Source organism: Cobetia sp. LC6 (genome assembly GCF_030264805.1).
Taxonomy (GTDB): domain Bacteria; phylum Pseudomonadota; class Gammaproteobacteria; order Pseudomonadales; family Halomonadaceae; genus Cobetia.
Genome location: NZ_JASSPL010000001.1, coordinates 690172 through 712705, shown reverse-complemented (window position 1 = coordinate 712705; position 22534 = coordinate 690172). Strand labels below are relative to the sequence as shown.

Sequence of the window (22534 nt, the reverse complement as noted above, 5' to 3'; positions counted from 1 at the left end):
CAGGAGGCTCTCGCGTGAGTGAACACCAACTACCTGACCAAATATTGGCTAATTACGACCTCAATGCGATCGGGTCCCGCTGGCCCCTTATACCGGAGTGGCTCAAGGGAAGCCTCCCTCCCTTGATTGCCTCAGAATATCGCCTCAGCGCTCGACTCTTTGCCAACGATTACTCGATGCCAGACCTTGTGTCCCAAGTAGAGGAGTTCCTAGGAAGCGAATTTTTTATGGAGGACGAGACACATCGAAATCATAGAATGTCTCACTGCCTTCATTATACGGTAAATTACCGATTTAAGTCGCTCACTGATCCTCGCGTAAGCAGTATCCGAAAGCTGCTTAGACTGATTTTCGGTCAGCCTTATCATACTGTGACACGTGGCTCTGCCATAAAATACTACACCCAGATACTTGAACTTAGAAAGACGCTCAAACGGCTACTTGACTGGGGTGACCTGGATGATATTCACAACAGCTTTCCCAGACCCATTTCCCCTACCCTGGGAGAGCAGTTAGTTCCTCCTCCCGAACATTTTTCCGATGCTGATTTGAAGCTGCTCGAACAGTTTCTTCATGCCTATGATACAGCAACGGACCGCTCATCGGAGCATCCCAATCATCTGCGCAATAAGAAAGCGACAGGTGCTTTGCTTAACGAAATTTATCAGCCGAGCAAGCTCACTCGTAGCCCGATAAGAAAACAGCATAGAGCTCGCAACGAGAATCAAAAAAGACGCCAGCATGTCGATACCATTCTTCGTGATTCGCCACTTTGGGCCAGTGACAAATCTCACAAAATCCATGCTGAATATACCGACTATCGCTCCCTTGACAGGTCAATCCAAGCTCTTGACCATGCCTTAATAGAGGATGATGAAGAGCTCACGGATGGCAATGAACATCAGAATGAATCATCATCTAATGACCTAATCCAAAGCAGCATCTCACCCATCGACCCAGTGAAAGAGCTATTCCATAACACGCTGCTTTCACAAGGCGATCAGGCGCTTCACCTTGAACGCGTTCAGCTCTTGCAACAGGCCCGCAGTCTCAAGACATCTGCAGACATCAGCCTACGCCCACAAGAAGAGGTTCTAGCAGCTTTACGTACCTTCCAACCACCGAAAGATGAGGAATTTCTCATAGAATCTGAGAGTGTCATTGCAAACCGACAAGCCTTGGCATTTCTTAGCATTCTACTTTGCAGTGGAATAGCACCTGAGCGCTTGCTGCAGACGACGGTAATCTCCCGATCCCCCAAGCTGCCCCTCAATAGCGACAGCAATCGTGAGTGGATCATCTGCCAGACGCTGGATCAAATTCCCAGCTGGTCACCGGAGGAGGGGCTACTCCACTACTCTGTCAACAAGGCACCTACCGAAACCATCATCACGTTGCCATTGCCCAACGCTCTCAATCAGTCACTCATGGCCGAAAAGGTATGGCTCCCCGGCGCCCAGCCTTTCAAAGCACTGAAATCACTGATCGAGAAAAGACTCAATCGCTGGGGGGATAATCGCCCGGGAAGTACCCTGACGTTGAGGCGCATGTCCGCCAGTCATCATCATTGGGTGGTGCCTGCCTGTGAAGATGAAGTGATCGCGACCTGGTTGCGAGGCGAGCTCCCGCTCTCACTCTCTGCCCCGGCAACGTATCGAACGATACCTCTGCACAAGATTCAGAAGGCTTTTCTCGCGGCTCAAGCTGCGCTTGGCCTATTTCCCTTGTTAGAAGAAGACTGTCGTACACCTCGCGAAGATCACACCGTGGGATCCACAAAAGCCCAGGAGCCGAGCTATTTCAAACGTCCGCTTCATTTGCTGACGCAACTTACCAAGAACCACGCCATGCTGGTTACCTCATTGATTACCGCACAAGGGAATCGTAGTAGCGACTTACGGTCAGTCGGCGAAGCCATTGCCCGGCAAGGTCAGATACTGGGAGCGCTGACCTTACTTGCATGGCAGCTCTGCACCTTGGCTCGCCCAATTGGATCCAAAACCCAATGTGAGCAGCTGGAAAATACGCTCTGGCTACGCGACAAGGATTCGGCTCGGGCACAGGAAAGCCGCCAAATTCCACTTGTCCCCGCCCTTGGCGCATTGCTCCGGCTTCAGCATGAGTGGCGGGAGGAATGGCAACGATGGTGGAAACGCCAGGGTGGTAAGGGAGATTTTCTTGGGGATGAGCAAATCGCCTACCCCGTTCAATGGAAGTTCAATGCTTCGACAATGATGTTGTCGCAGCAATGCATGCAGCATGCTGACTGGCGGCAGTGGCTCAAGGATCTTCCAACATTCATGCCTTCGCCTCTGGCAACTGAATTGAGCCAGTGGGGCCGCCAGCCTTCCAATATCACGCGCCACAGTATGATCACCGCGCTCCAATCGCGACTTTCTCACGCTGAATTTAGCGCGCTCGCTGGACACACCACTCAGGGACATTCACTCCAATCCCCGTCCAGTGATCGGAACCTGATTCAATCGGCGACACGAAGCGCACTAACCGATATCGCCAGACTATGCGGCTTGACACCGGATCTGCTTCACAGAGACGACCTCCCATGGCCCATTCAGCACGCCGGACCAACCATTCAAGGAGATAGAGGATGAGCGCTGTTACCACCATTGATCTTCGGAAGAAAACCGATGTACCTGCCCAGGCCACGCACCAAGAGCTTACAACTCCGAAGCTGTCTCCGATCGAGCTTTCGAAAACACTGGGTAGGATATTCCGTCGCTGGGATGATCCAGATCATCGCCTTTTCTCCTCCTCTGAAGAGCTCAGACATTTCCGCAAGAATGTCGCGCGCTACGCCTGGCGACGGCATAAGAAAAAGGTAACCAGAGCACAGGCTAGAGCGCAAAGTGCGCCTTCCACCAAGCCGTCTCGCGCTCGTCACAATGCCACACGCTTGAACCAGCGAGATGTACAAGCCTTGATTCGCAACGCCATCCAGCTTGCCAAGGAAACTGGACTTGACTTCAGCTCCCGAAAGGTCACCAAGGAAGTCGCGCTTGTACTGACTCATCTCAACCGAGAGCCTGACTTCGAGGCTACGATTCCGACCAGTATCAAACGCCCGGTCAGACCTTCATCCGCGGCTACCTCATCACGAGATATCAAGGTTCAGCAACGGGTGCTGGATTCGGTACGCGCCCTGCAGCGCATTCCCGCCAACCAATGTACGCCAGAGCAGTCTCTTCTCTTCCTGGCCTTGAGCATGGGTACCCTGCTGGGGATGGAGGAAGAAGTGATTCGCCATACTCTGCTGAACTTGAGCTCAGAGCATCTGCCACGCCTGAACACCAAGCGCGGTCCCCACCATTGGTTCATCGGCTGCCTGCCAGGGTTACCTCGAACACATCCAGCCCATTACCGGCTAAAAATCCCGAATCATCTCAGGAGGCTACTCAGGGCTTGCCGTCAGTCCCCTGCCCCATCATCAGCCCCCTCCTCTCAGCGAGCAGATGTATGGTGGTTCTCCTCGGATGCTACGCTAGATCTGAACAGTCCATTGGAAGCGCGAGCTGCCCATCTGAATCAGCTCTTGGTCACCGGTCTGTCACAGCTGCTAGATAGCCAGGCACCACGCAGGACTGGTTCCTCCGCTTCGCTGAAGAATGTCCGATCATTGCTTCGTCATGCCTTCCGGTGCACGACATTGTTGGGCCCTGCGCCCCTCTGGTCACAGCTGCTTCGGCGCTACCCCCTACCAGTGTGTAGCTGGCGTTCTCCTTGGCAGCATGACGAAAGCCTCCTTTTATCGGCGGCCCCCCTCCCTACCTCCGGTACGTCGAGCGCTTCTGGAGCCATGGATGTCTCTGAACCGGAAGACATCGAGACCGATCTTCACACCCCTGAACTCCTTATGGGAGGAGGCGACAGGAGCAACGAATCGTCACCATCTACCTCTCCCCGATACCGGCAGGATCAACTATCAACGGACTGGTATGTGAAAGCAGGCAACCAACTATATGCGTATATCACCGAACTGGAGCATGAAGGTCTGATACCCCCCAGAGGGAAATCCGCGATTCAGCGGCATGACGCCATTACGTCTCGCTACGCGAAGAAGCTGATACACATGCTGGGCGAAGACAGCTACCCACTCTGGATACTGCTATGGCTGTCTTATCAATCGAGCACTCAAGGCAACAAAGCCAGCACGCTCAGGACTTACCTGAGTCGTCTGACGCCCACCTCCATGATGATGTTGCCCGATATCCCATGGTTGGCTCTCTGGGATGGAGAACTGATGGAGGCAATCAGCGAGCAGCTACCCATTCAGAAAGGCTGGGACACTTCGACGTCCCACAACTTCTTCCAGACGTTCAATCAGTTCATCAGCTTCTGCCAAGGCAACGATCGATTAACGGGTATTCCCCCCGTGCAGGGTGAGGGAGGTCGCTTCATCAGTACATTGCGTACACATCTGATCATGCCGCACGAGGCGGAACATCTGACCCGGGCACTCTCCCGAAGACGTAGTGGATTGCGGCGCAGCTGGCTGATCGCCTTCCTCCTTGGCTACTACGGGGGCCTGCGAGCTGGAGAAGTCATGGCATTGACACTGCATGACGTCATCATCAATCAGCCAGGAGATGACGGCCCCACCTACTGTTACGTAGAAATCCATGCTGGGAAGACCGCAAATGCTCGGCGCAGCGTTCCTCTTCATCTTCTGATATCCCCAGAGTTGATGACGCTGGTGAGAGAGTGGATTGATAGACGCCGAGAGTCCTTTGCTGGCCAGCAGCGTTTGAAGAACATTGCCTTGCTGGGGCCAGAAAGCTCTCCGCTGGGCTATTCAAGAGAGAGCCTGCTGACCCCGCTCATGGCATGGGCCCGGCAGTCTCTCCGCGGTGCTCTCACACCCGGATTGGAGCTGGAGGACATCCACTTCGACTTTCATCTCTTGAGGCACAATGCAATCTCGTGGCTCGTACTGCGCCTCTACAGCGACGACTACCCTCAGCTTCTGGATCGCCTTTCCTCCGCCTGCCGAGGACATTGGTCCTTCACTCCTGTAGCACTGGCGAACTGCCGCCGAGCGGTCTTCGACGTACTGGAAAAAGATGCCAAGGCACGAGGTCACCGTCTCGAGTTACTCGCCAAGTTGATCGGGCACCGCAACTCTCAAACACTGACACATCACTACACGCACGTGCTGGGTGAGATACATGGTGAGGTACTTCTGGAGCTGATGAAGCGACGCTGAAGGCGAAGGCCGCATACTCGCATACTGGCTGTCGCCTATCGAAGCCAAAGCGCAGGTGGTCGGCGGGCTAGAGATAGCCCAACCTCGATGCATCACCCTCCATCACTTGCGGTGTTGCACTCAGAGTCCGCCTGCGCCATCTCACGCCCGGCGGTCGGGATGAATCAGGAGGTGCAGTGGGCCGTCCGAGTCTGTACACACGGATGGAGCATAAGCAGTTCATGCGTGGTGCGATGATCTCCTCGATATTTTGACAGCCTGATCGCCCTCAATTGTCCTGAAAGGGAATAATCAAAGCGCTTACAGCCTATACTAACCATTATCCCTGCAGGGAAAATTTATGGATAACTTCGCTATGTCTGGCTAATTATCCCTATAGGGATAATTTCCTGAATTAATAGAATAATTGCCGCACTGGCTCCATAAATCCGTGGCATCACACCGCCTGGGTCGCTCGGCACTCCGGATAGGCCGAGCATCCCCAGAATTGCTGGCCCTCACGCACACCGGATTTGACAGTGCGCAGCACCATCCGGCTGCCGCATTTCGGGCATTCACGTCTGGTCTTTGGAGCATTGCGCTGCTTGAGGTGCTGTACATGGGTACGCTGCGTCGCCAGAGTCGGCGCCAGTCGTCCCGTCAGTAGCGCCTCATGCATGGCCTCGACCTGCGCCTCGCTGAAGACGGGGGTTTTGAACGACTGTACGAAGGAAACGAAGTCAGACCCGCGCGTCACGTTGGCTGGCATCTCACCCTTGAGCCTGGCGCTGCCTACGAAGACGATCACCGAATGCAGATGCTCGGGAGTCACGCCAAGCGTCGTCTCCAGTGCCTTGAGATGCTTGTAGTTCTGACGTAGCGGGTTCTGGAAGCTGAACGACTGGCGAGGAAACTGCTGGGTCCAGTTCGCCTCGTGCTCACTGCCGAAGATCCAGCCTTTCATGTTCTTGGTTTCCAACACGAAGCAGCCGAAACGCGACAGCAGCACATGATCGATCTGGGTGGTGCCGCTCTCGGTCTTGAGGGTGACATTGTGCAAGGCCCGATAGCCCTGCTTGCCGAGTCGGCGCGCCATCCAGCGCACTCGCCACTCGCCGATGCGGCCTTTCATGCGGGGGGACTTGAGGTAACGACTGATGCAGGAGGCCAGCACGAGGCATAGCAGTACACCCATCACTGGCGCAACGTTCGAAGGGACAACCACTGTCTTGACTCCTGGTGCAGCCTGTACGGAAAGGAATCAAGCGAGGTGATTCGTCCAACCGGAGTACTGAGTCTTGATAAGGGAAAGGAAATGCTGCACCGCGCCCGATGGAGAAGCGCGGTGCAGCAAGCTGCCGAATTCTAACTATCCGGCGAACGCCAAGCTACTGTTCTCTATCGGTTTATCTCTGAAGCAGAGCACGATGGGACCTTGTGCATCGACGAGAGAATCACGTTGGCCGCGAGTCATTCATCTGGATCACTTTACTTCCAATGTGACCTTGTCAGTATCGAACGCCAATCGCCCGGCGATCGCCTGCATCTCCTCGATGGGCTGGTCGTAACTCCAGGCGATATCAGGAAGATCGGGCAAGGAGTAATAGGTGCTATCGCCCTTGAAGGGACAATGGGTGACGGTGTGAGAGACCGAGAGCTTCGCCATCGCCACTTCGGCGCGAGGCAGGTAGAGCCTCGGTGGATAGCCCTTCTCGCGCAATTCCAGCGCGTTGCCGGTGTCAGCGATCACTGTCTCACCGACCAGGATTCGCACCCACGAGGATAGCGGGTGCAGCGTGATACGCGGTTCGAGGTGGTCGGCCATGAACACTCCTTTACGGGCTGAAAGATAGAAGCGGCAGAAGGATGTGCCTAAGGGCGCGTTCTGAAAGGGTCAGCCCATCAGGCCCCACCGTCCCTGGCGAGACGGAAGCCGGAGAACGCCCAGCGCGCCTCGGGCGGGAAGAAGTTGCGATAGGTCGCGCGGATGTGGTCGGCCGACGTGGCACAGCAGCCTCCGCGAAGCACCATCTGACCGGACATGAACTTGCCGTTGTACTCGCCCAGGCTGCCCGGCAACTTGCGAAACCCCGGATACGGACGATAGGCGCTGCCCGTCCACTCCCAGACATCGCCGAACATCTGACCCGGCGTGCCTTCGGCTCTCGCGGCCGCGACTGGCTGCAGATGATCCTGATCGACGAAGTTACCCGTGAGGGGAACATCCTGGGCCACCGTTTCCCACTCCGCCTCGGTCGGTAGGCGAGCCCCCGCCCACTGCGCATAGGCGTCGGCCTCGAAGAAGCTGACATGGCAGACCGGCGCGCTCAGATCCACTGGCACCAGGCCGCCCAGGGTGTAGTGATGCCAGACGCCATCGCGTTCGACCCAATAAAGCGGTGCCCGCCAACCCTCGGCCTTGACCGTCGCCCAGCCATCCGCCAGCCAGTGCTCGGGAGTGGCATATCCGCCGTCCTGCATAAAGGCGAGAAACTCGCCATTGGTCACCGGACGATCCGCCATCTGGAACGCTTCGACGAACTGACGGTGGCGGCCCATCTCATTGTCGTAGGCGAAGCCGCCTCTAGAGGCATCATGGCCGATCTCGCGAATCCCGGCTGGATAGTCCAGCCACCCCAGCGGCGGCACCTCCTGCGCAGGGGCTGGTGCCAAGCCTGGCGCCAGATCATCCCGATAGGCCGGACACAGCGGGTTCTGCGCCAGGATGTGCTTGATGTCCATCAACAACAGCTCCTGATGCTGCTGCTCATGCGGTAGGCCCAATTCCAGACGGCGTAGAATCTCCGGCAGATGTTCCTGGGGTGGATTCTCCAGCAAGGCCTGCATGGCCTGATCGACGTATGCCCGATAGCGATAGACGTCGTCGACGGTCGGGCGCGAAAGCGTGCCACGCTCAGCTCGCGGGAACGGGACGCCATGGGTCTCGTAGTAGGAATTGAAGAGGTGATCGTAGGCGGGATCGAGCGTCTGATAGCCGGACTGAAACGGCTTCAGAATGAAAGCTTCGAAGAACCAGGTGACATGGGCGATGTGCCACTTGGGGGGACTGACATCCGCCATGCTCTGCACCATGTAGTCTTCCTTGTGCAGCGGCGCACAGATCGCCTCGGTGGCGGCTCGTACCCGCTGGTAGGCGCGTAACCACTCCTTGGCATGCAGGCTATCGGGTCTTTCGATGACGGTGTCATGGGCAGATGACATGATGGCTTCCTTTGCGAGTCTGGTTCTCTCCATGAAACGTGATCGGACAGGGTCGGGTGGCCAGCATTACTGACGCGCCTGCCCTGTCCTGTCAGCGCTTGTCCGGAATGATGTTTCCACCCTATCACTCGTGCGGCTGATGCCAACTTTGCATGGAGCTCTGTCCTTTGATCTGAACAGTAAGCTGCACATAAAGCTGCCTCTTATGCTGCCCTTGGTCTGCACTCCGCCCTGAGGAATATGCAGCGCCGGATTGCTTGCCTGAGAGCGCCTACCTCAGTTCTGCATCGGGATGTTCTCTTCCCAGCGAAAGCCGATACCGCCACCCTGCCACACCCCATGCTCCAGCGGACTGGGGCCATGGATATCCACCTGCAGCGGTAGACCGAAACCTGGCGCCAGATCCTGGGTGCCGCGCACAGTACTGCGATGCATGATGCGCAGGCCTTGTTCTTCCGCGGGCAAGTGAGCACCGGGCGCAGCGCGATGAGCCACCGCCAGGTTATCGATGAAGACGCAGTCGTTTTCCTGATACTCGAAGTCGAGGGCGTAACCCTCGGTGAAGCCGGCATTCAGGATGGCGTTGTACTCACGGCAAAGCTGCGTCAGCTCCTCGGCGGTCAGCAGCCGAAAGGCTTCCTGGTCGGGTAGCTTCTCGATCACTGCCCCGGTCATGCCCAGATGAAGCCAGATGCACTTGCGCCCGGTGATGGGATGCTCGTGTACCACGGGATGTACGGCGCCGGTGGAGGAATTCACGGAAGCAAGACGGCCCCAGTAGGCCTGGCGCTCGGCAGACAAGGCGTCGTGAGCCGCGCCCTGATGGGCAAAGCAGGTGCCGCCACCTTTCTCAGCCGGGCGAATGATGTGATAGCCCGAGTGCGAAAACGTATCGGTATTGAAGCTGCCGTCGTTATGCCATTGCGGCCCGACACCGGGGATGCCGTGGCGGCGATCGTTCGACAGCCGAAAGATATGCCGATTGCCGTCGGGGGTAGCCGGATGCATCCCATGGGTACTGTGCAACTCCTTGCCGCCCCACCAGCAACTGGCGCGCAGAAAGTCAGCGGCCTCCAGAGGCGTATCGCGCTTGAAGACCAAGAAACCGCGCTCGGCCATGATCTGCTCCAGCGCCTCAAGCACTGGCGCGGGCGGCGCGTCCAGAGCAGATAGGTCGATCCCCCTCACCTCAGCGCCTACCGGCTCCAACGGGGTGATGCGGCCACCGAATTGCTCGATGACAGCCACCTGAGCCGGGTCGAACGGAACGCCCGGCGCTGACTCGGCTACCTCAGTGCGTGTTGGATTCGCCATGACACTGACCTCCTGTCGCGGCTCCCACGCTGGCGAGACGCTGATGTGTCATCAAGCAGCGCTATCGCGTTGTGACGACACCCGCGGCTCGCAGACTCGCAGCGTGAGATGAATGTATCAACATTCTCGCAAACACATTCCTGTGCGCCAAACCTCGGCCCATCTCATCCCGAACGCCGCGAGTGGCCCATCAGGATGACGCTGGTGGATCACGTCACTCGTATTTCTTCTGCCAACTCTTCACGGCGATCCGCTCCTTGAGCAGATCCAGCATGTCGATCAGCACCTGCTCGGTGATCTGCTCCGTCCTCGGGTCAGTGCGCGACCAGGCATCGAAACCACTCTCTGCCAGATGCCCCACCAATGCCGAGAACTCCTTGGAGCGCAGGCCGACCAGCGCTTCATCGACGAGATGGCAAGCCAGATCCGACAGCGAACTTTCGAGCCCTTTCGTCAACTGGGTGCCCATGGGCAGGCGCGAGACACGCTGGAGCTCCGGGCTCTCCGCAAGAGTGCGACTGACCAGCCCCCGCACATAGCGCAGGGTATCGTCGCGGTTCTGGGTATAGATATCCCCTGCCATGGTCTCGAGTCGTAGGCTGATCTCCTGGATCAAGGCATGCTTGCGAGGCTCCACGACACGCTCGATCACCGAGGACGAGAGGTCATCGCTGTCGCGCAACTGCTGCTGCACGTTGTCGAGCATGCGCAGGGAGATACGGTCCGTCAGCTCCTCCAGCAGGATGTCGAGATACTTGGCCGCCACGCCGTAGACGTACCAGCGGCGAACATCGATCAAGCCGAGACGTTGCAGACGGAACAGCAGCGAGATCACACGCAGCACACGCAACAGGCGGAAACCGCTTAGCGGGATACACCCCAGCACGTCATACCAGTGCACGAAGGGATAGAAGAACCAGCGGTGGTAGCGGCGCTCCGCGATGGCCACTGCCCACCCCGCCAGCACATCGAGCAGGAAGACGGCGACGAACGCCAGATCGATGGAGAGGAAGTTAGCGTGGATGTTCTGCTCATAGGCAGCGTGCAGCCCGGGTGTTACAGCCTCGAAGGCCGTGTTCAGCGGGGGAATCAGGAAGAGGCTATCGAACAGCAGCAATGCCAGATTGGCGATCACGAGCACGATGATGAACAGATCCCACCACAGATGTATCCGCTCCCTGGCGGACGAGGGCGTGCGGGTGGCTGGCATGACAACTCCTTGGCGATTGTTTCAGAATGCGTAACGCGTCTTCCTGATTCAGCCTACAACGCTTCAGATGACCACGCTGGCGATGTTGCTGTCTGCGAGAGACTCCAGCGCTCCTGGAGACCAGCCCCCGGAAAGCACAGACCGAAAAGCACAGCCCCGAAATCGACGTAGACAACCTATTAGTGAGGGAGACACCCGCATGAAACAAGCGCAAGTGATGACATGGGCCGCCGTGATGAGCGCAGCACTCACCTTGGGCGGCTGCGCGGGCGCTAAATCCTCTGACGACAATCACGCGGTCGATGAGCCGCTGGAGAACACCTATTGGAAGCTGGTGGCACTCGATGACCAGCCGACACCTGTGATGGAAGACAAGCGTGAAGCCCATATCGTCTTGCATACCCCTGACGCTTCGACACAGAGCTCGCGAGTGGCCGGCTCCACCGGCTGCAATCGCCTGATGGGAGAATATCACCATGATGAACAAGAGCTCGGCTTCGGCCGTCTGGCCACCACCCGCATGGCATGCCCCGGTGAAGTCGCAACGCTCGAACGCGATTTCCTCGCGACACTCAATGACGTGTCGGGCTGGCAGATAGACGGCAAGACACTGACGCTGACCGATGAGCAAGGTGTGTCGCGTGCCCGCCTGGAGGCCGTTCACCTCTACTGATCCCTATCGCTGGCCGCTCAGTGCAGGGTGAAGCTGGAGTGAATACTCTGCGCAACAGACCAGACACCACAACGCCGCCTCCCGTTGCCGGAAGGGGGCGTTGTGTCATGCGATCACCCCTTGCCGTCAGCCACTGAGCTCAACCTTGCTCTCTGTGCTGACTCAATGCTGGCTCATTGCTGACTCACAGCGTGAAGCCACCATCGACGGCGATGGCCTGCCCTGTCACGTGTTCGGCCTGGGCGAGGTAGACCACCAGCTGCCCCATGTCCTCAGGTGTCTGGGCGACTCCCTGGGGCAGCAGGCTCTTCTGCAGGCGCTCCCATGCAGCGGGCTCGCTTTCGCCTTCCTGACTCCAGCGTGCCGAGAGCCCGCTCTCGCCCCGCCACATGCCGGTACCCACCACGCCCGGGCAGATCGCATTGACGGTGATGCCTTCCGCTGCCACCCCCTTGGCGACGGCATTGGTAAAGCCGATGACCGCGAACTTCGATGCACAGTAGTGCGACAGATCAGGAAAGCCGACCATGCCGGCCATCGAGGCCACATTGATGATCCGCCCGACGCGGCGTGCGCGCATCACGGCGACCTCGGCTTGAGTGCAAAGGAAGGTCCCGCGGGCGTTGACGTTCATGACGCGGTCCCACTCCTCCACCGTCAGCGCATCGAGGGAATGGATGCCGATGATACCGGCATTGTTGACGGCGATATCGAGCGGGCCGAGTCCGGCTTCGGCCTCTTCAATCAAGCGCCGCACGGACGCCGCATCCGAGACATCGACCTGTAGCGCCAGACACCGTCTACCCAGTGCCTCCACTTTTGCCGCCGTCTCGCGGGCGATGGCGAGATCCAGATCCGCCACCACGACATCCGCGCCCGCCTTGGCCAACGCCAGCGCGATCCCCTGGCCAATACCGCGCCCCCCCCCCTGTTACCAGTGCAATCCTGTCGTTCAGTTGCATGAGTCGTCTCCTGAATCTCTCACTGAAATCTGCAAAAGCTGCGCTGCTGCCATGACGCTGGCACACTGCCCAGCGCCACTGGCCTCAGCTCAGGTGGTGGACTTCCTGAAGGCCGTAGACCGGCGTCGGGATACCCTCAAGCCGCGCCTTGAGCTGCAACGCCAGATACTGTGAATAGTGGCGGGACTGGTGCAGGTTGCCGCCGTGGAACCACAGCGCCTGCTGCTGGGTCGGCTTCCACATGTTGCGCAGCTCGCCCTCCCAGGGACCGGGGTCCTTGAGCGTATCGGAGCCCATGCCCCAGCATTTTCCGACCTTGTCGGCGACGTCCTGCGAAATGATTCGCGCCGCCCAGCCATTCATCGAGCCGTAGCCGGTGGCATAGACGATCAGATCGGCGGGCAATTCCGAGCCGTCGGTCAGAGTGACCGAGCGCGGATTGATGCGCTCGATGCCGACGCCACTGCGTAGCTTGATGTCACCATTGGCAACCAGATCACAGGCGCCCACATCGATGTAGTAGCCGGAGCCGCGGCGCAGGTATTTCAGGAACAGGCCCGAGTCGTCATCGCCGAAATCGAGCAGGAAGCCTGCCGCCTCCAGTCGACGGTAGTAGTCGGCGTCGCGCTTGCGGATCGCCTCGAAGATCGGGCGCTGGAAGTCGGGCAGTATCCGATAGGGAATCGAGGCAAAGATCAGGTCCGCCTTGTGGTGATCGATGCCGTTTTGCACCGCCTGCTCGGAATAGATCGGCCCCAGCGCCTCTTCCATCAGCGAGTTGGACTTCACCACATGCGTGGAGGAGCGCTGCAGCATGGTCACGTCTGCATCGTGCTCCCAAAGCGCGGCACAGATATCGTGAGCGGAATTGTTGGCACCCACCACGACCACCTTCTTGCCACGATAGGCATCCGGCCCCGGATGCTGGCTGGAGTGTTGCTGCTCACCTTCGAAGGTCTCGGCCCCCGGGAAGTGTGGCACATTGGGCATGCCTGACATGCCCGTGGCCAGCACCAGCTGCTTGGGACGCAGGGTCACGGGCTTGCCGTCGCGTACCACCTCGACCACCCACTCGCCGCTCGCCTCATCGAATTGCGCACTCTCACAGGCCGTGGAGTTCCAGTAATTGAGCTCCATGATCTTGGTGTACATCTCCAGCCAGTCCGCGACCTTGTCTTTGGGGGCGAACACCGGCCAGTTTGCCGGGAAGGGGATGTAGGGCATGTGGTCGTACCACACCGGATCATGCAGACACAGAGACTTGTAGCGATTGCGCCAGGCATCGCCCGCCCGCGGATTCTTGTCGATCACGATGGTCGGCACATCCATCTGTCTGAGCCGCGCGGCCAGCCCGATACCGCCCTGACCGCCACCGATGATCACTCAATACGGCTGGCGCTCGTAGCCCAGCTCAGCCTCTTCGCGCTGACGCGACTCAAGCCAGGTCTCACGCTGCTTGTTGGCACCATGCTCGGCGCCCTTGGGGCGCTGCATGCCCAGCGGCTCGGGGAATTCCTTGAGTTCGCGCATGGCGGTCAACAACGTCCAGCAGCGCCCTTCCTTCAGGCGCAACAAGCCCTTGCCGCGTGCATCGGCGGTCTCGAAGGTGAACCAGGCTTCGACGATGCCGCCGGCCTCACTGGCCTCACCATCCAGCTGCCAGCGAGAGGGAGCGACATGCTCGAGGGTCGCCGCGAGCATCGACTGGACCTCGTCCTTGCCCTCCGACGTCTTGAGATTCCAGGTGAAGGCGATCAAATCGCGCCAGTAGCATTCCTCGCCAAACAACGAGAGAACCCGGGCGATATCGCGCTGAGTCAGGGAGGACTCGAAATCATCGAGCCATTGCTGAGCGATCTGAGTTGGCGTGCGTGCGGTCATGGCGTCTCTCCGCGTGTTGTTGGATGTTGTAGTCACGCCTTCCACCCAAGGCATCAAGCATGCCAGCTTCGTCATGCACGACAGACAAAGCTCGTAAGCACTTGTCGTGAATGACAAAAATTCGCCACTACCGAATCAGCACCCTCCTCGCCTCGCCGGGCTCTCCCCCTTCCTCGTGACAACTGTACGCCGTACGCCTGACACGGGGCATTACACCTGTAACGCCCCGACCAGATCGGAATCGGATCTCATGTGCCGGCGTGATCAAGAAAGCCGAGCCCCGGGCCAGATCGGCCATGCCCGAAAGGGTCGACGAACAGCTCGGCGACACAGCCCATGAGGCCCCTTGAGGTCTCACGTCCAATACCCTATCCCCGATGGCGTGTCGCACGACAAAGGCGGGGACAATCGTCACCGCTAGAAAGGTCTGGGTAATGATCCGTAAGCGGGATGATCAGAGTGCCAAAGATGCCGAGAGTATGGACCAGAATTGCCATCCGCCAGCGGCCTACCGAGCCGACCAGCCCCCCCCTGATCAGCCCGGTAGGCTTTCCGCCAAATCAACGTGAAAGGCTCTCAAGTAAACATGTGAATGTCGCTTACTTCCCTCGCCGACAGGTGTTGACCCCGAGCAGGCGATAGGCGGGACAGGTGCCCAGTAGTCCACTGATCAGTGGCACCAGGCCGATGAAGCCCCAGACACCGATCTGTCCAAAGATGGCCAGGCCGATCAGCACAACACCGATGAGGATGCGGACAATCTTGTCGATATCGCCGACGTTACGGGTCATGGTGCTTCTCCTTGCGATGCGCGAACATTTCCCACCATGGGAGCATGTTCGATGACGGAATCTGACCCCGAATCGGATGAGCGTGAGACCTCGGTACCAGCGAGGCCGGCCCCGCCGCAGGCTGCTGGCAAGATGTCGACCTCACGTGCCTCGTGGAGCACCTGCCAGGCATCAAAGATGCTCAAGTAGACGCGACCGGTCAGCGTCCGGCAGAAGTCGGTGTGCGCCAGGCGATCCATCACCGGCCCCTTGACCTCGGCAAGATGCAGGGCGATGTCGGCGTCCCGGAGGCGGCCATTGATCGCCTCAAGGCTCTCCAGGGCCGAGGCGTCGATGACATTGACTGCCTGGCAGGCCAGTACGACATGACGCAGCCCGGGCTGACGAGCGGCCAGCGCCATCACGGTATCCTCGAGGTAGCGGGCATTGGCGAAGTAGAGGCTCTCATCGATGCGCAGGATCGCCAGACGCTCGTCGGTCTCAACCGCGTGGCGCTCGACATTACGAAAATGCTCACTGCCTGGCACCCGTCCCACCACGGCACTGTGGGGGCGGCTAGTGCGATAGAGATGCAGGCCCAGCGACAGCCCGACGCCGGCCAGAATGCCGATCTCCACGCCGTGGAACAGGGTCAGTATCAGGGTCGCCAGCATGGCGACGCCATCGGCCCGGGAGTAGTCCCAAGTGCGCTTGATCGCCGGCAGGTCAATCAGGGTCCCCACGGCAACAATGATAGCGGCAGCGAGCGTCGCCCTGGGGAGGAAGGCCAGGGGCGCAGTCAAGGTGAGGGTCGCCACGGCGATCCCCAGGGCCGTGAAGGCTCCGGCAAGCGGCGTGGCGGCACCGGCTTCGAAGTTGACGACTGAGCGCGAGAAACCGCCGGAGACCGGAGAACCGCCGCTACTGCCCGCCCCGAGATTGGCCAGCCCCAAAGCGATCAGCTCCTGGTTTGGGTCAATGCGCTGGCGACGCTTGGCAGCCAGGGTCTGAGCGACAGAGACCGACTCCACGAAGCCTACCAGACTGATCAGCACCGCCGCCGGCAAGAGGTTCGACCATAGCGTAAGATCGAGGCTCGGCAGCGCCAACGTCGGCAGGCCACTCGGCACCTCTCCGACGAGGGCTACGCCCCGCTCGCCGAACCCCAGTCCCCAGGCCAGCAAGGTGGTGACGATCACCGCCGAGACCGGCGCCGCCTTGGCCATCAGATCCGCGACAGTCGTCGACAGCCCCAAGCGACCCAGCCATCCCTTGAGCTTTCGCCGGCAGATCAACAGAAAGGCCCAGGCGCCCAGGCCGATCGCCAGGGTAATGGCGTGGGTGTCGCCCAGCGCCCCGATCAGCGCCGAGCCCAGCTCCACGAGATTATGGCCGGATGCTTCCACGCCCAGGATGTGACGCAGCTGACTGGCAGCAATCAGGATACCCGACGCGGTAACGAAGCCCGAGATCACCGGGTGACTCAGGAAGTTGGCCAGAAACCCCAGGCGCAGAAAGCCCATTGCCATCAGCACCACCCCGGAGAGCGCGGCTAGCACCAGGGCAGCAGCGACGTACTCGGCACTGCCCGGCGCCGCGATCCCGGAGAGCGCCGAGGCAGTCATCAGCGAGGCCACCGCCACCGGCCCCACCGCCAGAGTGGCGCTGGTGCCAAAAAGTGCATAGAACAGCAGCGGCAGCATACTGGCGTAGAGCCCCACCTCGGGGGGCAGCCCGGCCAACAGAGCGTAGGCGAGCGCCTGGGGTACCAGCATCATCGTCACGATGACTGCCGCCAACAGGTCGCTCGCGAGTGCATCGCGCCGATAGCCATGCAGCCAGCCGATCAGGGGTATCCAGCGGGAAAGCTTCATAAGCGCCTCATCATCGTTGGCATCGTTGGGATACCCGTCTTAATCGCGGCGAGCGGGACGCGCGAGCCACTCGTGCCCCTTGAGCATGGCGTTCCAGTAGAGCCAGGGCAGCTGTTTGGCCTTGAGCCACCAGGCCAGGCGGGACGCTCGGGTGCCATCGTTGACCCAGCGTGGGAAAGTCGGCTGCAGAGCGCCGCCGTAGCCGAACTCAGCGAGCACGATGCGCCCGCGCTCGACGGTCAACGGACAGGATCCGTAGCCCAGATAGGCGGCCGGTAGCGGCATCTCTCCCAAGGAAGCGAGCAGATTCTCAGCCACCACGGGCGCCTGTTTGCGCACCGCCGCCGCGGTCTTGGCATTGGCCGTGCCGCTGGCATCGCCCAGCCCGAACACCGCTGGGTAGCGAACGTGCTGAAGAGTCTCAGGATCTAGATCCAACCATCCGGCCTCATTGGCGAGCGACGACGTCGCGATGAAGGCCGGTGCCTTTTGCGGAGGCACCACATGCAGCATGTCGAAGGGCCGCTCCACCTCTTGCTCGCCATTCTCATCGCTTACCGCGAACCGCGCCGTGCGCGAGAGACCATCGACGGCCACCAGGCGCTGCCCGAAGGCCGTCTCGATTCCATATCGCTCGATATAGTCCTCCAGCGCCGGGACATAATCCGGCACGCCAAACAGCACCTGCCCGGCATTGCAGAAGCTCACGTCGATATCACCCAGGCGCCCCTGGCGACGCCAGTGGTCACATGAGAGATACATGGCCTTCTGCGGAGCCCCGGCACACTTGATCGGCATCGGCGGCTGGGTAAATACCGCCCTGCCCCGCTCCAACGACTGCACCAGCGACCAGGTATAAGGCGCGAGATCGAAACGATAATTGGAGGTCACGCCGTGCTGTCCCAGTGTCTGCTCCAGCCCCTCGATAGCACCCCAGTCGATCACCAGGCCCGGTGCCACTACAAGCCGGGTATATCCGAGACGACGGCCATCGCCCAGCACCACCTCGCCGGCGACGGGGTCGATGCTCTCGGCGCCGACCGCGTACCAGCTGGCCTTGTGGGGAATCACATCGGCCATGGGGCGTCGGGTAATGTCAGCCGGGAAGACACCGCCGCCCACCATGGTCCAGCCGGGCTGATAGCTATGCGTCTCGGCCGGATCGACGATGGCGATGTCCAGATCGCCGCGGCGCTTCAGCAGGCTCGCCGTGACGGCGATGCCCGCGGCCCCGGCGCCGATGACAACGACATCGTGGTGACGGGGAGACTGTGGGGAGGACGAAGGAGGCATGGCGTGGCTCCGAGAGCGTGATTGTTATCGTTGGCGAACGGGATACCTGTCAGGCATTGAGCAACTCGCGAACCGGCTGTGGGTCATGACCAGCGGCATGGGCCGCGTCCAGCAGCGCCGGAATGTCGCAGCCAGCTTCACGACATCGGGCCTGGGCCCAGAGGTTCGCGGCGCGCTTGCCGGTCCGGCAAAACGCCAGAATCGGTGTAGGCAGCGTGTCCAGGGCCTGACCAAAGGCTGCAATGTCGGCGTCGCCATAGTTGCCAGGCGTCACCGGAATACTGCACCACTCAAGGCCGAGACTGGCGGCTCGCTCGCGCAGGGAGGCCTCATCGGGGTGATCCTCTGCCTCGCCGGGGCGGCGGTTGCAAATCACCGAATGGAAGCCGCGACGGGCTATCTCATCAAGATCCTCGGGGGTCAAGGCGTCGGCGATGGCGAAGCCGCTTTCGAGCTGTCGAATCTGCATGGGAACTCCTGAAAAGAAAGATGGATACATGAAACCTCGGGCGGGAGCCCCAGGCCTCAGAACTTGTCGATCGGCACCTTCAGGTAGACTTGGCCGTTCTCCTCAGCAGGCGGCATCTGACCGGCGCGCATATTGACCTGAACGGAGGGCAGGATCAGGCGGGGCATGCCAAGAGTGGCGTCGCGCTCGGTGCGCATCTTGACGAACTCCTCCTCGCTGACCCCTTCATGGACATGCACGTTGTGAGCACGTTGTTCCGCGACGCTGGTCTCGTGCTGATACTCATCGCGATTCGGCGCCTTGTAGTCGTGACACAGGAACAGCCGAGTCTCGGACGGCAGGGCCAGCACCTTCTGGATGGAGCGGTAGAGTGCGCGTGCATCGCCGCCCGGAAAGTCACAACGAGCGGTGCCGTAGTCCGGCATGAAGAGCGTGTCGCCAACGAAAGCGGCATCGCCGATCACATAGGTCAGACAGGCTGGGGTATGGCCCGGGGTATGCAGCACACGCCCTTCCAGGTGACCGATGGCGAAGGTGTCGCCTTCCTCAAAAAGGTGATCGAACTGGCTACCGTCGCGGGCGAACTCGGTACCGGCGTTGAAGGCCTTTCCGAAGACCTCCTGAACCACGGTGATATTGGCACCGATGCCAGTCTTGCCACCCAGCGCCTCATGCAGATAGGGGGCGGCGGAGAGATGATCGGCATGGACGTGTGTCTCAAGGATCCACTCGACCTCGAGCCCATGATCTTTCACAAAAGCGATGATGTCGTCGGCGGAGCGTACGTTGGTGCGACCGGCGGCATAGTCGAAGTCGAGGACGGAATCGAGAATCGCGCAGGCATTGCTGTCAGGGTCCTGCACCACGTAGCTGAAGGTGTTGGTCGGTTCATCGAAGAAGTGAGTCACCACTGGCTGCTGGGACATGGAAAGAACCTCCGTAAAAGTCACTGCAGGGTCGCAGGACTCAGGCTAACTCAATTTTGGATCTAAGGTTATACCTTTATGGAATATAAGAGCCGTCTTCAACGCTTCCTGGTCGCTGACGGCCCATCGCTCATGCGATGAGCCTCGCGCGCTTCTCGCCTCATGCCGATATCAATCCCAGGCGGCCCCCTCCAGGGCATCCAGCGGAATCTTGAGATAACGCTTGCCGTTCGCTTCGGGCGTCGGTAGACAGCCGCCTCGAGTATTCACCTGCAGGGCGTGCAGAATCAGCTTGGGCATCGGCAGTTCGCTGTCGCGCCGGTCACGCATGGTGGCGTAGTCATCTTCGGCGACGCTGCCTGCCAGGTGCTTGTTGCACTCGCGCTGCTCGCGGACCGTGCTCTCCCACTGGGGCTCGCGACCATCCGGCATATAGTCATGACCGGTAAACAAGCGCGTTTCGTCAGGTAGAGCCAGAATTGCCTGGATGGAGCGCCACAACTGATGGGCGTCGCCGCCGGGAAAGTCGGCCCGGGCGGTCCCGAAGTCCGGCTGGAAGAGCGTGTCATGGACGAAGGCGGCATCACCGATCACGTAGGTGATCGAGGCCAGGGTATGCCCCGGTGAGAACATCACCCGGGCTTCAAGCTCGCCGACGCGGAAGGTATCTCCCTCGGCAAATAGCCGGTCCCACTGGGACCCGTCTGCCGGGAAATCGGGCCAGTGATAGAGCGCCTTCCAGAGGGCCTGGACCTCGACCACTTTTTCGCCGATGGCGGTAGGCGCGCCGGTCTTGTCCTTCAGGTACTGGGCGGCTGAGAAGTGGTCGGCATGGGGGTGAGTGTCGAGGATCCACTGCACCTCGAATCCCTGCTTCTCGATGTAGGCCAGTAGCTCATCGGCGTGGTGGGTGGCGGTGGCGCCAGATTTCTCGTCGAAGTCATGCACCGGGTCGATGATGGCGCACTTCCGGGTCGCCGGATCGCTGACCACGTACTGCACGGAAAAGGTGCGTGGATCAAAGAAACCGGCGACATCGGGCTGACCTGAAGCTCGGTGGTGAGAGAGTTCGAACGTCTTCATGTTGGCCTCCTGAAGCTGAAAAATGGGGAGAAAGGCCGGGGCCCCGACGCATGCCGTGGCCTGGTAAAAGGGCTAGAGATTCTTCTTGCAGAAGTACCAGTCGACGTAGTCATAACCCTGGCCCTGACGTGCCTCGGCTTCCGCATCAGTGGCAGGCGGCGGCACGATCACCGGCTCGCCCGGCTTCCAGGCCTCAGGGGTAGCCACCCCGTTGGCATCGCTGGTCTGCAGCGCCTCGACCAGACGCAGGATCTCGTCGACGGAACGTCCATTGGACATCGGGTAATAGACCATGGCGCGCAGGACCCCTTCCGGGTCGATCACGAAGGTGGCACGCACGGCAGCGGTGTCGCTGGCACCTGGCTGAATCATGCCGTAGGCGTTGGCCACCCGCATGCTCAGGTCAGCGATGATCGGGAAAGGAATTTCGATCCCGAAATTCTCCTTGATGCTGCGTGTCCAGGCGATATGGGCATGGATACTGTCGATGGAGAGACCGAGTAGCTCGGTATTGAGTGCCTTGAATCGATCAGCGCGGGTCGCGAAGGCGGAAAACTCGGTGGTGCAAACGGGCGTGAAGTCGGACGGGTGAGCAAAGAGCACCAACCACTTACCTTTGTAGTCTCCCAGCGACTTCTCGCCGTGAGTGGTCTTGGCGGTAAAGTCCGGAGCTGGACGGTTGAGCTGCGGCATGAGGGGTTGCTGTGTCTGAGGGTGCATGGTCGTTCTCCATTGCGTGCCAGGGTGAAAAGCCTCACCAATCTAACGGTTATAACTTTATATCCTTATTGAATATGCTGAAAATTGAGACTCTCTATGGAGGCAATAGCCTCGCCGGGCCGATGGCGCGCAATGGAAAGCGCCCGACTCATTGGAGAGCCGGGCGCATCGGGATTTTCAGGGAAGTCGATCTCACGGATGACAAGGCGGCTACTTCGCCTTGCAGGTGCTGAATCCGAACGGCAGATAGGCCGGACAGACACTGAGCAGCCCGGTGGCCAGGAGCAATACCCCGATCCACCCCCAAGCACCAATCGCTCCGGTCAGGGCCAGCAGGATCAGCGCGGCACCAGCAACGATACGGGCCGCACGGTCAATACCTCCTACATTACGTGTCATCACATCCTCCTTGGCTTGGCGGTACACATCAGAAGGTGTACACGGGAATGGCGGGATCGCGCATCATCTCAGCTATCGGCCCTGGGGCCGCCACACCGACTCCCTCGCGAAGATCTGCTTCAGAATGGTCGCTGTTGGGCAGATAGATGGCACAAACGTCCACGCTCGCGCCTTTTTCCATCAGCATGCCCAGAATGCTCTCCGGCTTGATCTGGCCCACCGGATTGGCAGCGGGCGTCTGGATCGCCTCGGCACTGGCGTAGCCCTGGACAGCGAGGTCGCCGGCCGCGTCGCAAAGCAAGATGTGCAGGTCGGTGCCCTGCTGCTGCATGGCATTGGCGAGGATCATCGCCATGCCCTGGGTCTGCAGCGAATTGCTGGTGAGAATTACCAGGGCCTGGTCCTGCGACGTCTCGCTGTCGTGGCTATCGGCCGCGGACATGCCGGAAACCCCGATCGTGGCCGCCGCGGCGGCCAGCGTCAGTCTTTTCTTGATCGCCATCTGCACACCTCACTTTGTCGTTCATGTTGGAAGCCA

Annotated in this window: 18 protein-coding genes and 1 pseudogene; 3 read left to right on the top strand and 16 right to left on the bottom strand. The window is 59.9% G+C overall.

Annotated elements, in window-relative coordinates; all coding sequences use genetic code 11:
* Positions 1 to 14: 14 nt before the first annotated feature.
* The gene (locus tag QQF40_RS03085) at positions 15 to 2612 is read left to right on the top strand and encodes a hypothetical protein (RefSeq protein ID WP_285460334.1); all 2598 of its coding nucleotides are present in this window, start codon (positions 15 to 17) and stop codon (positions 2610 to 2612) included.
* Positions 2609 to 5221, top strand: coding sequence for a hypothetical protein (locus tag QQF40_RS03080; protein ID WP_285460333.1), 2613 nt, complete (start codon positions 2609 to 2611; stop codon positions 5219 to 5221). Before QQF40_RS03085 ends, QQF40_RS03080 begins: the two co-directional genes overlap by 4 nt.
* 436 nt (positions 5222 to 5657) lie before the next feature.
* On the opposite strand, the gene QQF40_RS03075 is transcribed toward QQF40_RS03080, so the two are convergent.
* The 5 genes from QQF40_RS03075 to QQF40_RS03055 form a co-directional block, all read right to left on the bottom strand.
* Positions 5658 to 6425 carry a nuclease-related domain-containing protein gene (locus QQF40_RS03075; RefSeq protein WP_285460332.1) on the bottom strand — a complete coding sequence of 256 codons (768 nt, stop codon included), beginning with the start codon at positions 6423 to 6425 and terminating at the stop codon, positions 5658 to 5660.
* A gap of 258 nt (positions 6426 to 6683) precedes the next feature.
* Positions 6684 to 7025, bottom strand: a complete 342-nt coding sequence (locus QQF40_RS03070; RefSeq protein WP_285460331.1) for a DUF427 domain-containing protein — start codon at positions 7023 to 7025, stop codon at positions 6684 to 6686.
* Positions 7026 to 7102: 77 nt separating this feature from the next.
* Positions 7103 to 8422 carry an ergothioneine biosynthesis protein EgtB gene (gene egtB, locus QQF40_RS03065; protein ID WP_285460330.1) on the bottom strand — a complete coding sequence of 440 codons (1320 nt, stop codon included), beginning with the start codon at positions 8420 to 8422 and terminating at the stop codon, positions 7103 to 7105.
* Positions 8423 to 8698: 276 nt separating this feature from the next.
* Complete coding sequence (locus QQF40_RS03060; protein WP_285460329.1) at positions 8699 to 9736, bottom strand: TauD/TfdA dioxygenase family protein; 1038 nt, start codon at positions 9734 to 9736, stop codon at positions 8699 to 8701.
* Between the two features lie 214 nt (positions 9737 to 9950).
* The gene (locus QQF40_RS03055) at positions 9951 to 10946 is read right to left on the bottom strand and encodes an ion transporter (RefSeq protein WP_285460328.1); all 996 of its coding nucleotides are present in this window, start codon (positions 10944 to 10946) and stop codon (positions 9951 to 9953) included.
* 199 nt (positions 10947 to 11145) lie between these two features.
* Here QQF40_RS03055 and QQF40_RS03050 point away from each other — a divergent pair, with 199 nt between their 5' ends.
* Positions 11146 to 11619, top strand: coding sequence for an META domain-containing protein (locus QQF40_RS03050; protein WP_285460327.1), 474 nt, complete (start codon positions 11146 to 11148; stop codon positions 11617 to 11619).
* Between the two features lie 184 nt (positions 11620 to 11803).
* Here QQF40_RS03050 and QQF40_RS03045 read toward each other — a convergent pair whose 3' ends face one another.
* The 11 genes and pseudogenes from QQF40_RS03045 to QQF40_RS02995 all read right to left on the bottom strand — a co-directional run bounded on the left by QQF40_RS03045 (position 11804) and on the right by QQF40_RS02995 (position 22498).
* Entirely contained in the window at positions 11804 to 12508 is a 705-nt protein-coding gene (locus QQF40_RS03045) for an SDR family NAD(P)-dependent oxidoreductase (RefSeq protein WP_285460326.1), read from the bottom strand.
* Positions 12509 to 12665: 157 nt separating this feature from the next.
* Positions 12666 to 14462 (bottom strand): annotated as a pseudogene (locus tag QQF40_RS03040) (NAD(P)-binding domain-containing protein).
* A gap of 599 nt (positions 14463 to 15061) precedes the next feature.
* A complete protein-coding gene (locus QQF40_RS03035; protein ID WP_285460324.1) occupies positions 15062 to 15253 on the bottom strand; it encodes a YgaP family membrane protein in 192 nt (63 codons plus the stop codon).
* On the bottom strand, positions 15250 to 17106 hold the full coding sequence (locus tag QQF40_RS03030) for a SulP family inorganic anion transporter (RefSeq protein ID WP_285460322.1): 1857 nt from the start codon (positions 17104 to 17106) through the stop codon (positions 15250 to 15252). The genes QQF40_RS03035 and QQF40_RS03030 overlap by 4 nt, the downstream gene beginning before the upstream one ends.
* 39 nt (positions 17107 to 17145) lie before the next feature.
* On the bottom strand, positions 17146 to 18399 hold the full coding sequence (locus tag QQF40_RS03025) for an NAD(P)/FAD-dependent oxidoreductase (RefSeq protein WP_285460321.1): 1254 nt from the start codon (positions 18397 to 18399) through the stop codon (positions 17146 to 17148).
* A gap of 49 nt (positions 18400 to 18448) precedes the next feature.
* Complete coding sequence (locus QQF40_RS03020; RefSeq protein ID WP_285460319.1) at positions 18449 to 18868, bottom strand: protein tyrosine phosphatase family protein; 420 nt, start codon at positions 18866 to 18868, stop codon at positions 18449 to 18451.
* Positions 18869 to 18924: 56 nt separating this feature from the next.
* Positions 18925 to 19794 carry an MBL fold metallo-hydrolase gene (locus tag QQF40_RS03015; protein ID WP_285460318.1) on the bottom strand — a complete coding sequence of 290 codons (870 nt, stop codon included), beginning with the start codon at positions 19792 to 19794 and terminating at the stop codon, positions 18925 to 18927.
* 171 nt (positions 19795 to 19965) lie between these two features.
* Entirely contained in the window at positions 19966 to 20877 is a 912-nt protein-coding gene (locus tag QQF40_RS03010) for an MBL fold metallo-hydrolase (protein WP_285460316.1), read from the bottom strand.
* Positions 20878 to 20949: 72 nt separating this feature from the next.
* Positions 20950 to 21597, bottom strand: a complete 648-nt coding sequence (locus QQF40_RS03005) for a peroxiredoxin (protein WP_285460315.1) — start codon at positions 21595 to 21597, stop codon at positions 20950 to 20952.
* A 210-nt stretch (positions 21598 to 21807) separates the two neighbouring features.
* Positions 21808 to 21996: a YgaP family membrane protein gene (locus tag QQF40_RS03000; protein ID WP_285460314.1), complete on the bottom strand. Its 189-nt coding sequence runs from the start codon at positions 21994 to 21996 to the stop codon at positions 21808 to 21810.
* Positions 21997 to 22024: 28 nt separating this feature from the next.
* Positions 22025 to 22498, bottom strand: a complete 474-nt coding sequence (locus tag QQF40_RS02995) for a DsrE family protein (protein WP_285460313.1) — start codon at positions 22496 to 22498, stop codon at positions 22025 to 22027.
* Positions 22499 to 22534: the final 36 nt, after the last annotated feature.